The sequence below is a fragment of the Allonocardiopsis opalescens genome (genome assembly GCF_003002095.1).
GTDB classification, from domain to species: Bacteria; Actinomycetota; Actinomycetes; order Streptosporangiales; family Streptosporangiaceae; genus Allonocardiopsis; species Allonocardiopsis opalescens.
Window position 1 is genome coordinate 1,502,284 of sequence record NZ_PVZC01000001.1, and the last position, 14,152, is coordinate 1,516,435.

Annotated in this window: 12 protein-coding genes; 4 read left to right on the plus strand and 8 right to left on the minus strand. The window is 73.6% G+C overall.

Translation table 11 applies throughout. The features are described from left to right. The first annotated feature begins 182 nt into the window (after window positions 1-182). Window positions 183-1,793, plus strand: a complete 1,611-nt coding sequence (gene rny, locus CLV72_RS06190; RefSeq protein WP_211302726.1) for a ribonuclease Y — start codon at window positions 183-185, stop codon at window positions 1,791-1,793. Between the two features lie 19 nt (window positions 1,794-1,812). Here rny and CLV72_RS06195 read toward each other — a convergent pair whose 3' ends face one another. The 6 genes from CLV72_RS06195 to CLV72_RS06220 all read right to left on the minus strand — a co-directional run bounded on the left by CLV72_RS06195 (window position 1,813) and on the right by CLV72_RS06220 (window position 8,532). Next, window positions 1,813-2,646, minus strand: coding sequence for a hypothetical protein (locus CLV72_RS06195; protein WP_106240598.1), 834 nt, complete (start codon window positions 2,644-2,646; stop codon window positions 1,813-1,815). 62 nt (window positions 2,647-2,708) lie between these two features. Then, window positions 2,709-4,748: a S9 family peptidase gene (locus tag CLV72_RS06200; RefSeq protein ID WP_106240601.1), complete on the minus strand. Its 2,040-nt coding sequence runs from the start codon at window positions 4,746-4,748 to the stop codon at window positions 2,709-2,711. A gap of 212 nt (window positions 4,749-4,960) precedes the next feature. Continuing rightward, window positions 4,961-5,995 carry an amino acid ABC transporter permease gene (locus CLV72_RS06205; protein WP_106240604.1) on the minus strand — a complete coding sequence of 345 codons (1,035 nt, stop codon included), beginning with the start codon at window positions 5,993-5,995 and terminating at the stop codon, window positions 4,961-4,963. After that, window positions 5,992-6,666 (minus strand): amino acid ABC transporter permease, encoded by a 675-nt coding sequence (locus CLV72_RS06210; RefSeq protein ID WP_106240608.1) that lies wholly within the window; start codon window positions 6,664-6,666, stop codon window positions 5,992-5,994. The genes CLV72_RS06205 and CLV72_RS06210 overlap by 4 nt, the downstream gene beginning before the upstream one ends. 95 nt (window positions 6,667-6,761) lie before the next feature. Further along, a complete protein-coding gene (locus tag CLV72_RS06215) occupies window positions 6,762-7,616 on the minus strand; it encodes a glutamate ABC transporter substrate-binding protein (protein ID WP_106240610.1) in 855 nt (284 codons plus the stop codon). Window positions 7,617-7,752: 136 nt separating this feature from the next. After that, the gene (locus CLV72_RS06220; RefSeq protein WP_211302727.1) at window positions 7,753-8,532 is read right to left on the minus strand and encodes an amino acid ABC transporter ATP-binding protein; all 780 of its coding nucleotides are present in this window, start codon (window positions 8,530-8,532) and stop codon (window positions 7,753-7,755) included. A 257-nt stretch (window positions 8,533-8,789) separates the two neighbouring features. Here CLV72_RS06220 and miaB point away from each other — a divergent pair, with 257 nt between their 5' ends. Beyond that, a complete protein-coding gene (miaB, locus tag CLV72_RS06225; protein WP_281262396.1) occupies window positions 8,790-10,250 on the plus strand; it encodes a tRNA (N6-isopentenyl adenosine(37)-C2)-methylthiotransferase MiaB in 1,461 nt (486 codons plus the stop codon). 39 nt (window positions 10,251-10,289) lie between these two features. Here miaB and CLV72_RS06230 read toward each other — a convergent pair whose 3' ends face one another. Next, window positions 10,290-11,540 (minus strand): cytochrome P450 family protein, encoded by a 1,251-nt coding sequence (locus tag CLV72_RS06230; RefSeq protein ID WP_106240614.1) that lies wholly within the window; start codon window positions 11,538-11,540, stop codon window positions 10,290-10,292. A 20-nt stretch (window positions 11,541-11,560) separates the two neighbouring features. After that, a complete protein-coding gene (locus CLV72_RS06235; protein WP_106240616.1) occupies window positions 11,561-12,289 on the minus strand; it encodes a TetR/AcrR family transcriptional regulator in 729 nt (242 codons plus the stop codon). A 148-nt stretch (window positions 12,290-12,437) separates the two neighbouring features. Here CLV72_RS06235 and CLV72_RS06240 point away from each other — a divergent pair, with 148 nt between their 5' ends. Then, window positions 12,438-13,145: a class III extradiol ring-cleavage dioxygenase family protein gene (locus CLV72_RS06240; protein WP_106240619.1), complete on the plus strand. Its 708-nt coding sequence runs from the start codon at window positions 12,438-12,440 to the stop codon at window positions 13,143-13,145. Window positions 13,146-13,200: 55 nt separating this feature from the next. After that, a complete protein-coding gene (miaA, locus tag CLV72_RS06245) occupies window positions 13,201-14,115 on the plus strand; it encodes a tRNA (adenosine(37)-N6)-dimethylallyltransferase MiaA (RefSeq protein ID WP_106240623.1) in 915 nt (304 codons plus the stop codon). Window positions 14,116-14,152 lie beyond the last annotated feature (37 nt).

The following is a 14,152-nucleotide window of genomic DNA, read 5'->3' on the forward strand; positions in this document are numbered from 1 at the left end:
AACCGGCGGCTGTGTGCTGCGATTCGCGGGTCGGCGCGGGTGCATGCCGTCGGATGGCGTGGTGCTGAGCCGCGGGGTGCCGGGTCGCTCCCTGCGGCCTTCGTTTGCGTGTGGATGCGCCGCCGATGGGGCCGGACGCGGGAGCGGGCCGCGGCCGGGACAACAGAGATGGGGTAGGCGCCATGGGCGGGCTCGTCGCCATTGTGCTCGGTGGGACGGCGCTGGTCGCCTCGGCGGTGGCGGCCGGGCTGGCCTGGCGCCTGCGGGCGGTGACGGCGGCGGCGCGGCTGGAGCGTGAGACGCGGGCGGGCGAGGTGCTGGCGGCGGCCGACCGCCGGGCGGAGGAGATCGCGGCGCGGGCCGAGGCGGAGGCGGTGCGCCGGCTGGAGGCGGCGGAGGCGCAGGCGCGGGCCGCGGTGGCGGAGGGCGAGCGGCTGCGTGCGGCCGCGCAGGCGGCGGCGGAGGCCGGGCGGAGCGCGCTGCGGGAGCGCCGGGCCGAGGCCGAGGGCAGAGAGAGCAGACTCGCGGAGCGTGAGCGGCGGCTGGACGCCGATATGCGGGGGCTGGCCGTGCAGCGGCGCGAGCAGGTGGACCGCGAGCGGGAGCTGGCGGGCAGGGAGGCGGAGCTGGACCGGCTCGCCGGCGAGCGGCGGGCGGTGCTGGAGCGGGTGGCGGGCCTGACGGCCGAGGAGGCGCGGGCGGAGCTGGTCGGGGAGATCTCCAACCAGGCGAAGCGGGAGGCGGCGCTGGCCGTCCGCGAGATCGAGAAGGAGGCCCGCCGGGAGGGCGACGTGCGGGCCCGCAAGATCATCACCCTGGCGATCCAGCGGCTGGCGGCCGAGCAGACGGCGGAGTCGGTGGTGTCGGTGCTGCATCTGCCCAATGACGATATGAAGGGCCGCATCATCGGCCGCGAGGGCCGCAACATCCGGGCCTTCGAGACGGTCACCGGCGTGAACCTGATCATCGACGACACCCCTGAGGCGGTGCTGCTGTCCTGCTTCGATCCGGTGCGCAGGGAGGTGGGGCGGCTCACGCTGGAGACCCTGGTGCTGGACGGCCGGATCCATCCGCAGCGGATCGAGGAGGTCTACGAGCGGAGCAAGTCCGAGATCGACCGGCTGTGCGTGGGCGCCGGTGAGGACGCCCTGGTCGAGGTGGGGATCACGGACATGCACCCGGAGCTGGTGGCGCTGCTCGGGCAGCTGCGCTACCGCACCTCCTATGGGCAGAACGTGCTCAAGCACCTGGTGGAGTCGGCGCATCTGGCCGGGATGATGGCCAGTGAGCTGGGGCTGGATCCGCTGCTGCTGCGGCGCTGCGCGCTGCTGCACGATATCGGCAAGGCGCTGACCCACGAGGTGGAGGGCAGCCACGCGCTGATCGGCGCCGAGATCGCCCGCCGCTACGGCGAGAACGACGATGTGGTGCACGCGATCGAGGCGCACCACAACGAGGTGGAGGTCCGCACGGTGGAGGCGGTGCTCACCCAGGCGGCCGACGCGATCAGCGGCAGCCGTCCGGGGGCGCGGCGGGAGTCGCTGGAGGCCTACGTCGAGCGGCTGGAGCGGCTGGAGCGGATCGCGGCCGCGCACGACGGTGTGGAGAAGGTCTTCGCGATGCAGGCGGGCCGCGAGGTGCGGGTGATGGTCCGGCCGGAGGTGGTCGACGACGTGCAGGCGCAGGTGATCGCCCGCGACGTGGCCAAGCGGATCGAGGACGAGCTGACCTACCCGGGCCAGATCAGGATCACGGTGGTCCGGGAGTCGCGGGCGAGCGAGTACGCGCGCTGAGGGCCGGGCGGCCCGCCGGTCACGGGGGCGGGATGACGCCGAGCGCCGACATGGTCCACATGGCGATGGGCACGCAGCCCAGCACGACGAGACCGGTGCCGACGGCGGTGGAGCGCCGGACTTCGCGCTGGAGGCGTCCGGCGACCTCCGGTTCGGCGGCGGTGGCGATGAGGAGGCCGTCGGGGCCGGCGGTGACGGTGGCCGCCACGCCGCTGTCGTCGCCGGGCGGGGCGGGGTGCAGGGCGCCGATCACGAAGAGGTCCTGGCCGGGTTCGATGGTCCACTCGCTGTAGTCGAAGCCGACGATGGGCTGCGCGAGGTGCTCTTCGACGGCTTCGGGCCAGTTCCGCAGCACGTGCTGGGTGATGGGCGGCAGCGCGGGGCGGGTGCCGTCGGGGGCGGCCGGCGCCCGGGCGGCCGCCCTGTCGATGCTCTCGGAGCGGATGAGGGCGGCCCGGCCGAGCGGGGCGGTGGCGCCCGCGGGCTCGACGCGGACGCGCCGGACGCCGTCGGAGAGCACGAAGGAGCGGCTGGACGGATGGTCGGTCGGCACCGGCACGTAGCCGCGTCCGCCGAAGGCGAAGACGCGCTTGCGGGGCCGGACCCGCAGGCTGTACCAGAGGCAGTCGCGGCCGCTGATCGGGGCCGTGGCGGGTTCGGCGGCGGCTTCGGCCCGTCCGACGATCTCGGCGGCGGCGCCGGGCCGGTCCCTGGCCTGGTCGGCGGCCGCGGCCAGGTCGAGGGTGGGATGGCGGCGCAGCAGCCGCAGCAGCGCCCTGGTGCGCCGCTGCTGGAGGAGGATGCCGGCGCCGAGGACGCCGAGGGCGAGGAGGAGGATCACGGTGCGGCGCATCCGCTCTGTCCGGGAGCGGCCGGGGTGCCGCTGGGGGAGGCAGGGGTGGGGACGGGCACGGGCTACCCGTCCTGGTCGGTGGCCGGCGCGCCGCCGAGGGACCAGCCGGCCGGGGTGCCGTGTTTGAGTTCGAGCGGCGGCACGTCGGTGTCGAAGCCGAAGATCTGGGCGTAGAAGGAGAGTTCGGCCTCCAGGGCGGCGACGATGGTCTCGGGGCGGCGGAAGCCGTGGGCCTCGCCTTCGAAGTCGAGGTAGGCGTGCGGTACGCCGTTGGCGGCCAGCCGCTGCACGAAGCGTTCGGACTGGCCGGGCACGACCACGGGGTCCTCGGTGCCCTGGAGGAGGAGCACGGGGGCGCGCACGGCGTCGACCCTGGTGATGGGGGAGCGTTCGACGTAGCGGGCCTGGTAGCCGGGGAGGGGGCCGACGAGGCCCTCCAGGTAGCGCGATTCGAAGTCGTGGGTCTCCTCGGCGAAGGCGAGCAGCTCGGTGACGCCGTAGTAGGAGACGCCGCCGGCGAAGGTGGTGGTGCGGGTGAGGGCGGCGAGGGTGGTCCAGCCGCCGGCGCTGCCGCCGCGGATGGCGATCCTGGCGGGGTCGGCGAGGCCGGTGGCGGCGAGGTGGTGGGCGGCGGCCTGGGCGTCCTCGACGTCGACGACGCCCCACTGGTGGCGCAGCCGCTCGCGGTAGGTGCGGCCGTATCCGGCGGAGCCGCCGTAGTTGACGTCGATGACGCCGATGCCGCGGCTGGTGAAGTAGGCCCTGGTGAGGTCGAGTGCGGTGCCGGCGGCGCTGGTGGGTCCGCCGTGCACCCACACGACGTAGGGCGCAGGGCCGGCGGCGGTGGCGCGGGGGTTGGTGGGCGGGTACAGGTGGGCGTGCACGGTCTGGCCGAAGCGGCCCTCGAACTTTAGTGCGGTGGGCCGGGGCAGGTAGGCGGGGTCGGGCAGCCGGTCGAGCCCGGTGCGCAGCGGGGTGCCGGTGCCCGCGTCGGGGTCGATGCGCACGACGGCGGGGGCGGTGGCGGGTCCGCCGCCGACGCCGACCACGTGGCGGCCGTCGGTGGCCAGTTCGCTGAGCCAGCTGTCGTAGGGGAGGTCGAGCGGGGTGAGTTCGGCGTCCTCGGGGTCCAAGACGGCGGGCCGCAGGTCGGCGTGGCCGTGCAGGACGACGAGGCGGCCGTCGGCGAGGACGGCGTAGGGGTCGTTGCCGAGCCGCCACAGCGGCTGGCTGAACTCCTCCTCGACGGGGTACAGCGCGTGCGGCGACTGCCCGAACAGGCCGACGTGGTAGATGTTCCACCAGCCGGTCCAGTCGGAGACGACGTACAGGCTCTCGCTGTCGCGCCAGGCGGGGGCGAGCACGGATTCGGTGAGGCCGCCCTTGACGGTGCGGGCGTGCGCGAGGGCGCCTTCGGCGGTGACCTCGGCGACGCGCAGTTCGCTGCCGTCCCAGGGCATCCTGGGGTGGTTCCAGGTGACCCAGGCGAGGTGGCGGCCGTCGGGGGAGGGGCGCGGGGAGGCGAAGAAGTCGGCGCCGCCGACGAGTTCGCGCAGGGCGGCGGGGTCCTCGGCGGCGCGGCCCGACAGGGGGACGGCGACGATGGCGCGGGTGATCTGCCCGGTGTGGTGCCGCTCGGTCACGCACAGCAGGTGGCGGCGGTCGGGGGCGAGGACGAAGTCGGCGTAGCGGTGCGCGGCCTGGACGGGCGGCTCGGGGGTGAGCGGCCTGGGTGTGCCGTCGGCGGGGTCGAGCAGGTAGAGGCGCTGGTCGGCGAAGTTCGCGAAGACGATGCCGCGTCTGCGCCGGCCGCCGGAGCCGTCGCGAGGGCGCGGCAGCGGCACGGGGAGGTAGGAGCGGCCCCCGTACTCGTGCACGCGGGTCCTGGCCTGCCAGGGGGCGGGGAGGAGTTCGGTGACGGTGCCGTCGGCGGCGCGGTGCATGACGGTGATGCGGCCGTTGTGGTCGGGGCGGCTCTCCTGCCACCAGACGTCGTCGCCGACGATGGAGGGGTAGCCGAGCTGCCGTCCGGCCTGGGCGACGTCGGTGGCGGAGAGCGGGGAGGGCCAGGAGCCGTAGGGGGTCGTCACGGGGTCGGTCATGGCGGTGAGCGTGCCCGTCGGTCGTTGGGATCGTCGCGGAGCCTCGACCCTATCGCCGCCGCGCCCGTTTGATGAGGGTGTGGGCCGGTCCGGATGGGGTCGGGTGCCGATTCCGGCCAGGTGGGGACAGGTGCGGGTGCGGCGGTGCGCCTCCCTCCCGGAGAGGCGCACCGCCGGGTCCGTGGCGGGCGGGGCGGTGCCCGTCCGCCGGGTCAGCCCGCGGGGCGCCCGCCGCCGGGCGCGTCGGGGCCGGCCGGGTCGGTGCCGTCGCGGTCGACCGGTTCGGGCGTGTCGTCGGGCTGGACCGACGGGGTGGGCACCGAGGCGGCCGGTACGGCGGCGACCGCGGCATCCACGCCGGGGGCGGCGCCGACGTGCGCGGTGGCGCGGCCGCGGCGGGCGTTGCGGCGCTCCAGCCAGATCGCCAGCCGGGTCAGCGACAGGTTGATGGCGATGTAGATGACGGCGCAGACCATCGCGGCCGGGATCACGTTCTGCTCGCCGGTGGCGATGAGGGTGAAGGCGCGCAGCATCTCGGGGAAGGCGACGATGTAGCCGAGGGCGGAGTCCTTCAGCAGCACCACGAGCTGCATGATGATCGCGGGCATCATGGTGGTGACGGCCTGCGGGAGCAGCACCAGCCGCATCACCTGCGACTTGCGCATGCCCAGCGAGTAGGCCGCCTCCGACTGGCCCTTGGGCACCGCGTTGATGCCGGCCCGGAAGATCTCGGCCAGCACGGAGCCGTTGTAGAGGGTCAGGCCGATGACGACGGCGGTGAAGGGGTCCACCACGATGCGGAACGGCACCGCGAAGACGAAGGTGAGGGCCTGTCCGAGCGGCCCGCCGATGGCCATCGTGAAGAAGATGAGCATCAGCAGCGGGATGGCGCGGAAGAACTCCACCACCATGCCGGCCGGCACCCGCACCCAGGCGTGGTCGGAGAGCCGGCCGATGCCGAAGATGACGCCGAACACGAGCGCGAACACGGTGGCGACCGCGGCGGCGCCGAGCGTGTTGGCCATGCCGGGCAGGATGAACGCGGTCCAGGTCTCCGGCTGCAGGAAGGGCGTCCACTTCTCGGCCGCCCACTGGTCGCCGCGCCGGTCGAACTGGATGACGACCCAGGCCAGCAGGGCGATGAGCGCCGCGATCGTGATGACGCTGTAGACGGTGTAGCGGGCGCGGGCCTTGGGGCCCGGGGCGTCGAAGAGGACGCTGGCCTGGCTCTGTTGCAGCAGGTTCATCGGGCCACCGCCAGTCGCTTGCTGAGCCAGCCGAAGAAGTAGCCGACGGGCAGGGTCAGGATGATGAAGCCGATCGCGAAGCCGATGAACACGACCAGCACGTCGGTCTGGCCCTGGTCGAACAGGAGCCGCATCTCGCGCGACGCCTCCTGGACGCCGAGCCCCGCCACCGAGGCGACCGTGGTGTTCTTGGTGAGCGCGATGAAGACGCTGCCCAGCGGGCCGATGACGGTCCGCAGCGCCTGCGGCAGCACGATCAGCCGCAGGTTCTGGCCGAAGGTGAGCCCGAGCGAGCGGGCCGCCTCGGCCTGGCCGAACGGGATGGTGTTGATGCCGGCCCGCAGGCTCTCGGCCACGAAGCAGGCGGTGTAGGCGGACAGGCCGACCACCGCCAGCCAGAAGACGTCCCACTCGACCCGGTCGCTGAACTGCAGCTGCATGGTGTTGCCGAGGCCCAGGCCGCAGAAGAGCAGCACAAGGGTGAGCGGGGTGTTGCGGATCGTCTCAACGTAGACGGTGGCCGAGGCCCGCAGCAGCGGCACCGGCGAGACGCGCATCGCGGTGAGCAGCACCCCGATGGCGAACGCGAAGGCCGCGCTGACCAGCGTGAGCCGGATCGTCCAGGAGAAGCCGTCCACGAAGCTGTCGAGGTTGTTGAAGATGTCGTCCATAGGTCCCAGGAGTCCCAGCCGGTTCGAAAACGGGTCCGGTGGGCCGCCTCAGGCGGCCCACCGGACGGGAGCGGGGCGTCGGCGCCCCGGTCGAATCAGGCCGCCGGGCAGGGCTCGAAGTCGGGCTGCTCCTCGGCGTAGGCGAAGTCGGTCTCGCCGAAGTGGTTCTCCAGGAACTCCGCCGCGGAGCCGTCCTCCCACATCTGGGCGATGGCGGCGTTCACGGCCTCGCAGGTCTCGGTGTCGCCGTGGGGCATGCCCACGCCGTACCGCTCCTCCTGGAAGGGCTGGTTGAGCATGCGCAGCTCGCCCGGGCGCTGGGCGGCGAAGCCGGCCAGGATGATGTTGTCGGTGGTCACCGCGGCGACGCTGCCGCCGGACAGCAGCTCGATGCACTCGGAGTAGTTGCCGGCCTCGCGCAGCTGCGCCGGGATCTCCATCGTCTCGGTGATGGTCTCGGCGGACCGGGAGCCGCTGGCGGAGCAGAGCGGCTGGTCGGCGAGGTCCTCGGGGCTGTTGATGTCGTTGTTGTCGGCGGCGACCAGGATGTCCTGCTGGGCGACGTAGTAGGGGCCGCCGAAGCTGACGATGTCCTGGCGCTCCTCGGTGATGGAGTAGGTGGCGAAGACCAGGTCGACCTGGCCCTGCTCCAGGAACGGCTCGCGGTTGGACGACGCGGTCTCCACCCACTCGATGTTCTCGGGGGTGACGCCGAGCTGGCCGGCGACGTAGGTGGCGACGTCGACGTCGAAGCCGACCGGGCCCTCGGGTGTCTCCAGGCCCAGGCCGGGCTGGTCGTACTTGACGCCGATGACCAGGGTGCCGGTCTCCTCGGCCTTCTGGAGGATGGACTCGTACTCGGCGGAACCGCCCACCAGCCCGCAGCTGGAGAGCACGAGGGTCGCCGCGGCGGCGGCGGCCGTGATGGCGCCGATCCGGCGTACTCGCATTATCGGGGTACCTCTCTTGTCGGTTCCCGCCGCGGTGTGGGGGCGGGGACTGCTGCTGGTGCGTCGCGGCCCGTTGTGGGCCGCGCGGATGCTCGGGTCGCTCGTGGCGGGTGCGCGGCGCGGCCGCGCGGGCGGCTCAGTGGGTCAGGATCTTGGAGAGGAAGTCGCGGGCGCGTTCGCTGGCGGGGTTGGTGAAGAACTCGTCGGGGGTGTTCTCCTCGACGATCCGGCCGTCGGCCATGAAGACCACCCGGTCGGCGGCGCGGCGGGCGAAGCCCATCTCGTGAGTGACGACGATCATGGTCATGCCCTCGCGGGCCAGGGAGGTCATGACGTCGAGGACCTCCTGGACCATCTCGGGGTCGAGGGCCGAGGTGGGCTCGTCGAACATGATGACCTTGGGGTTCATCGCGAGCGCCCGGGCGATCGCGACGCGCTGCTGCTGGCCGCCGGACAGCTGGGCGGGGTACTTGTCGGCCTGGTCGGCGATGCCGACGCGTTCGAGCAGCCGGATGGCGGTCTCGTGCGCCTCGGACTTGTTCACCTTGCGCACCTTGACCGGGCCCAGGGTGACGTTCTCCAGCACGGTCTTGTGCGAGAACAGGTTGAAGGACTGGAAGACCATGCCGACGTCGCTGCGCAGCCGGGCGAGTCCGCGCCCCTCCTCGGGCAGCGGCTGGCCGTCGATCGTGATGGTGCCGTTGTCGATGGGCTCGAGCCGGTTGACCGTGCGGCACAGCGTCGACTTGCCCGACCCCGATGGGCCGATGACCACCACGACCTCGCCGGAGTGCACGGTGAGGTTGATGTCGCGCAGTACGTGGAGCTCGCCGAAGTGCTTGTTGACGTCGGTGAGCACGACGAGCGGCCGGGCGTCGACGGGTGCGGCCGGCTCGGCGTTCGGATCAGCGGTCATGTCCGCTGAAACTAACGCCTGGGCGCGGGGAGCGCTATCTCCAAAGCCGGTTTGTTGTGGTCGGGTCGCCGAGTTGTTACAGGTTGGACCTGAAGTGCCCTGTTTTCCCTGATACGTGGCTATGATGACCGTTTTACGTTTTCTTTCGATGGGCGGCGCGGAGGCCGTTCCGACCGCCCCGGCCGGGTGGCGGGGCGGTCCGCGGGGCGCCGGCGCTCCCTTAGCCTGGAACGGTGAGCCAGAGCCGTACGTACCAGGTGCGCACCTTCGGCTGCCAGATGAACGTCCACGACTCCGAGCGCCTGTCCGGGCTGCTGGAGGACGCGGGATACGTCCGGGCCGCCGGGGACGCCACCCCCGACGTCGTCGTGTTCAACACCTGTGCCGTCCGGGAGAACGCCGACAACCGCTTGTACGGCAACCTCGGGCAGCTGCGGCCGGTCAAGTCCGGCCGGCCCGGTATGCAGATCGCCGTCGGCGGCTGCCTGGCGCAGAAGGACCGCGGCGAGATCGTCCGCCGGGCGCCCTGGGTCGACGTCGTGTTCGGCACCCACAACATCGGCTCGCTGCCGGCGCTGCTGGAGCGCGCCCGGGTGCGCGAGCAGGCCCAGGTGGAGATCGCCGAGGCGCTGGAGCACTTCCCGTCCACCCTCCCGGCGCGCCGGGAGTCCGCCTACGCCGCCTGGGTGGCGATCTCGGTGGGCTGCAACAACACCTGCACCTTCTGCATCGTGCCCGCGCTGCGCGGCAAGGAGAAGGACCGCAGGCCCGGAGAGGTGCTCGCCGAGGTGCGCGCGCTGGTCGCCGAGGGCGTCGCGGAGGTCACCCTGCTCGGCCAGAACGTCAATGCCTACGGGGTGGAGTTCGGCGACCGGCAGGCCTTCTCCAAGCTGCTGCGGGCCTGCGGGCGGGTCGAGGGCCTGGAGCGGGTCCGCTTCACCTCGCCGCACCCGCGCGACTTCACCGACGACGTGATCGAGGCGATGGCCGAGACCCCGGCCGTCATGCCCCACCTGCACATGCCGCTGCAGTCGGGCTCCGACGCCGTGCTGCGCGCCATGCGCCGCTCCTACCGCTCCGACCGCTTCCTGGGCATCGTGTCCAAGGTGCGGGCGGCCATGCCGGAGGCGGCGATCACCACCGACATCATCGTCGGCTTCCCGGGCGAGACCGACGCCGACTTCGAGGAGACCCTGCGCGTGGTGCGCGAGGCGCGCTTCTCCCAGGCGTACACCTTCCAGTACTCCAAGCGGCCCGGCACCCCGGCCGCGACCATGCCCGGCCAGCTCCCCAAGGAGCTGGTGCAGGAGCGCTACGAGCGGCTGGTCGCGCTGCAGGACGCCATCTCCTGGGAGCAGAACCGCGAACTGGTCGGCCGCCGGGTCGAGCTGCTGGTCGCCGAGGGGCAGGGCCGCAAGGACGACGAGCGGCACCGCATGTCGGGACGGGCACCCGACAACCGGCTGGTGCACTTCGCCGCGGGCGAGGAGCCGCCGCGCCCCGGCGACCTCGCCACCGTGGAGGTGACCTACGGCGCCCCGCACCACCTCGTGGCCGACGGCGCGCCGCTCGCGGTGCGGCGCACCCGGGCGGGCGACGCCTGGGCGGCGCGCCAGGGCGCCCCGGCGGCACGGCCGTCGGTCACCCTGGGCATGCCCGCGGTCGGGCGGCCCGAGCCGCTGCCCGCCGCCACCGGCTGCGCCGCGCCCGAGCGCTGACCGGCCGGGACGCCCCCGCGCCCCGGCCGGCCGCGCACGTCAGAGCCGCACCGGCAGGCGGGCCGCCCGCCGCAGGCCGGGCACCGGGACCCACTCCACCTCGTCCGCGGGCACCGCGAGCGCGAGGCCGGGGTGGTGGCGCAGCAGCGCGGTGAAGGCCACCTCGCCCTCCTGGCGGGCCAGAGCCGCGCCCAGGCAGTAGTGCAGCCCGTGGCCGAAGCCGACGTGGGTCTCGGCCCGGCCGGGCTCGCGGGTGATGTCGAAGCGGTCGGGCTCGCCGAACTCCCTGGGGTCGCGGTTGGCCGCGGCCAGGCTGGCCATCACGGCCTCGCCGCGCCGGATGAGGGTGCCGCCGATCTCGACGTCCTCGGTCGCGTAGCGCACGCGGGTGCCCAGCACCGGGCCGGTCCACCGCATCAGCTCGTGCACCGCCCTGGGGGCCAGCGAGGGGTCCTCGCGCAGCAGCGCGAACTGGTCGGGGTGGGTGAGAAGCGCGTAGGTGCCGGTGCCGATGAGGTGGGCGGTGGTCTCGTGCCCGGCGACGACCAGAGTGAGGATCATCGTGACCATCTCGCGGTCGGTGAGCCGGTCGCCGTCCTCGTCCTGGACGCGGACCAGCGCGCTGACCAGGTCGTCCTGAGGGTGGGCGCGGCGGCGCTCGATCAGGGAGTAGGACTGGTCCACGAAGATCCGCGTGGATCGGCTCATCGCGCCGGGCTTGAGGGTCATGATCTCGGCGGCCGCGTCGCGCCAGGTGGGGCGGTCCTCCTCGGCGACGCCGACCAGTTCGCAGATCACCGTGATCGGCAGCGGGTAGGCGAAGTGCTCGATCAGGTCGACCGCGCCGTCCTCGGCGTGCTCGGGCAGTCCGGCGATCAGGCGCTCCGCGATCTCCTCCACGCGCGGCCGCAGCTGCGCCACCCGCCGCACGGTGAACGCTCGCGAGACCAGCTTGCGCAGCCGGGTGTGGTCGGGCGGATCCGTCTCCAGCACCGACTTCAGGTAGGGCAGGAGGTCCTCGTCGACGCCGAGCGACTTCATCGCGTCGGCGCGCAGGTTCGCGGTGCCGCCGGGCACCGAGGCCGCGTCGTTGGCGAAGCCGTGGCCGCTCAGTACGGCGCGCACGTCGTCGTAGCGGGTGACCAGCCAGATGGGGCTGCCGCCCATCATCGAGATCCGCATGACCGGTGCCTGCTCGCGCAGTCGGCTGTAGCCGCCGTAGGGATCCCGCAGCAGTTCGGAATCCATTATGTCGATGGTGGCGGGGGCGTGGTCGGCGGGTGTGGTCATCGTGCCTCTCCTCGTGGGTGTCACAGGTGGAGTTGGCTGTCGACCGTCTTCTGCAGGCGCTCGATCAGGTGCTCGTAGCGGGCGATGAAGACCGGTGCGACCGCGGCGAGCGCCGCCGGGTCGGGGGGGTTCTCGATGGCGGAGCGCAGGGTGTGCTCCAACTGGTCCGCGACGGCGGCGGCGCGGTCGGCCGCCACCGCCGGAGCCAGCTGCGGGCTCAGCATGAAGCCGGTGACGACCGCCAGGTAGATCTGGAACTGCTCGCGCGGTGTGCGCTCGTCCCTGAGGAGCCCGTGCTCGCGCATCAGCTCGAACAGGCCGACGACCGTGTCCATGGCCATCGCGCTCACGTCGGCGTGCGACTCCGCGGCCACATGGGCCAGCCGGCCCAGGGTCTCGGTGTCGCCGAGCATCACCACGCGGGCGGCGGGGTCGTCGTGGGCGGCCAGGTAGACGGTGCGGGCCATCCTGCTCGGCATCAGCCCGGCGGGGTCCTCGCGGACCGCGGCGACCACCAGGCGGTTCAGCGCGAGCTTGATGCGGGCGAGGACCGCGAGGAACAGCGCCTCCTTGGTGCGCCAGTGCAGGTAGACCGTGCCCTTGCCCACTCCGGCCCGGCGCGCCACCTCTTCCACGGTGACCCGCCGGTAGCCCCAGGACACGAGCAGTTCGCGCGCCGTGTCGAGGATGCGCTCGGCGCGCCGCTCGCGTTCCGCCGCCGCGCCGGGTACGGGCCTGCTCGCCGCCATGCCAGGGGACCTCCTCGCGGCCGTGACTGTATGACCAGATTTCGAATCCGGTCATAAGGTCATTTTAGTCGCGGAGGGCTCGGCGGGACAGGGACGGCGGCGTCAGGGAAGCGTCAAGAACGCCGTTCCTGCGGGTACTCTCGCGCTTGTGCTCATCGCCGCAGCGGTCTGCCCGCACCCGCCGATGCTCGTGCCCGAGGCGGCGGCGGGCGCCGCGGAGGAACTCGACCCGCTGCGCGAGGCGTGCGGCACCGCCCTCGCGGCGCTGCGCGCCGCCGGCGCGGACCGCACCGTGGTGGTCGGCGGCGGCGCCGACACCGCCGACCGCGGCGCCGACCCGCCGGCGAGCCTGCGCCCCTACGGCGTTCCCGTCGACCTCGGCCCGGCCGGGCCGGCCGGCACTGAGCTGCCGCTGTCGCTGACCATCGGCCGCTGGCTGCTCGAACGCGCCTTCCCCGGGCCCGCGCCCGACCGCTACCAGGAGGTGGCGGCCGACGCCGCCCCCGAGGAGTGCCTGCGGCTGGGCGCCGAGCTGGTCGCGAGCGCCGAGCGGGTGGCGCTGCTGGTCATGGGCGACGGCACCGCCTGCCGCGGCTCCCGCTCGCCCGGCTACTACGACGAGCGCGCCGAGCCCTACGACACCGCCGTCGCCGCGGCGCTGGCCGCCGCCAACCCGCGCAAGCTGGCCAGGCTCAGCCCTTCGGTCGGCGCCGAGCTGGGCGCCGAGGGCCGCGCCGCCTGGCAGGTGCTGGCCGGGGCCGCGCTGGCGGGCGGCGCCGACGCGTTCAGCGGCCGGCTGCTGTTCGACGAGGCGCCGTACGGAGTGGGCTACTTCGTGGCGGCCTGGCGCGGCTAGCCGCGGCCGGGGCCGCCCGTCGGGACCGGTCGCGCCGAGGGGCGACACTGGGGGAATGGCATCCAGCGTGATCGCGGTGGTCGGTCCCACCGCCGCGGGCAAGTCCGACCTCGGCACCGACCTCGCCCTGCGCCTGGGCGGCGAGGTGGTCAACGCCGACTCCATGCAGCTGTACCGGGGGATGGACATCGGTACCGCCAAGCTCAGCCCGGCCGAGCGGCGCGGCGTCCCGCACCACCTGCTGGACGTGTGGGACGTCCGCCGCACCGCGAGCGCGGCGGAGTACCAGGCGATGGCGCGCGAGCGCATCGACGACATCACCGGGCGCGGCCGGGTGCCGGTCCTGGTGGGCGGCTCCGGCCTGTACGTGCGCGCCGCGCTGGACCGGCTGGAGTTCCCCGGCACCGACCCCGGCGCGCGGCGCCGGCTGGAGGCGGAGCTGGCCGAGGTCGGCCCCGGGGTGCTGCACGAGCGGCTGCGGGAGCGCGACCCGGCCGCCGCGGCGGCGATCCTGCCCAGCAACGGCCGGCGCATCGTGCGCGCCCTGGAGGTCATCGAGCTGTCGGGCCGGCCGTTCAGCGCCACCCTGCCCGACTACACCGCGCTGTATCCGTCGGCGCAGATCGGGCTGGCCGTGCCGCGGCCCGAACTCGACCGACGCATCGAGTTGCGGGTGGACCGCATGTGGCGCGACGGGCTGGTGGCGGAGGTGCGCGCCCTCGCCGCGCACGGGCTCGCCGACGGACGCACCGCCAGCCGGGCGCTCGGCTACGCCCAGGTGCTCGACCACCTGGCCGGCCGCTGCACCGAGCAGGAGGCGCGGGACGCCACCGTCGCCGCCACCCGGCGCTTCGCCCGCCGCCAGGAGTCGTGGTTCCGGCGCGATCCGCGCGTGCGCTGGCTGCCCTACGACGCCCCCGACCTGCTGGAGCGGGCGCTGGCGCTGTGCGCGGAGTCGGCGCCGCGATGATCCGGTGACACCCGGCGCGGTGTCACCGAACAGGGCA

What these genes read in the sequence shown, in the direction of transcription:
- CLV72_RS06205 (WP_106240604.1), bottom strand. Translation starts at nt 5,995, where the DNA reads ATGAACCTGCTGCAACAGAGCCAGGCCAGCGTCCTCTTCGACGCCCCG.
- CLV72_RS06215 (WP_106240610.1), bottom strand. Translation starts at nt 7,616, where the DNA reads ATGCGAGTACGCCGGATCGGCGCCATCACGGCCGCCGCCGCCGCGGCG.
- CLV72_RS06230 (WP_106240614.1), bottom strand. Translation starts at nt 11,540, where the DNA reads ATGACCACACCCGCCGACCACGCCCCCGCCACCATCGACATAATGGAT.
- CLV72_RS06235 (WP_106240616.1), bottom strand. Translation starts at nt 12,289, where the DNA reads ATGGCGGCGAGCAGGCCCGTACCCGGCGCGGCGGCGGAACGCGAGCGG.
- miaA (WP_106240623.1), top strand. Translation starts at nt 13,201, where the DNA reads ATGGCATCCAGCGTGATCGCGGTGGTCGGTCCCACCGCCGCGGGCAAG.
- CLV72_RS06195 (WP_106240598.1), bottom strand. Translation starts at nt 2,646, where the DNA reads ATGCGCCGCACCGTGATCCTCCTCCTCGCCCTCGGCGTCCTCGGCGCC.
- rny (WP_211302726.1), top strand. Translation starts at nt 183, where the DNA reads ATGGGCGGGCTCGTCGCCATTGTGCTCGGTGGGACGGCGCTGGTCGCC.
- CLV72_RS06210 (WP_106240608.1), bottom strand. Translation starts at nt 6,666, where the DNA reads ATGGACGACATCTTCAACAACCTCGACAGCTTCGTGGACGGCTTCTCC.
- CLV72_RS06200 (WP_106240601.1), bottom strand. Translation starts at nt 4,748, where the DNA reads ATGACCGACCCCGTGACGACCCCCTACGGCTCCTGGCCCTCCCCGCTC.
- CLV72_RS06220 (WP_211302727.1), bottom strand. Translation starts at nt 8,532, where the DNA reads ATGACCGCTGATCCGAACGCCGAGCCGGCCGCACCCGTCGACGCCCGG.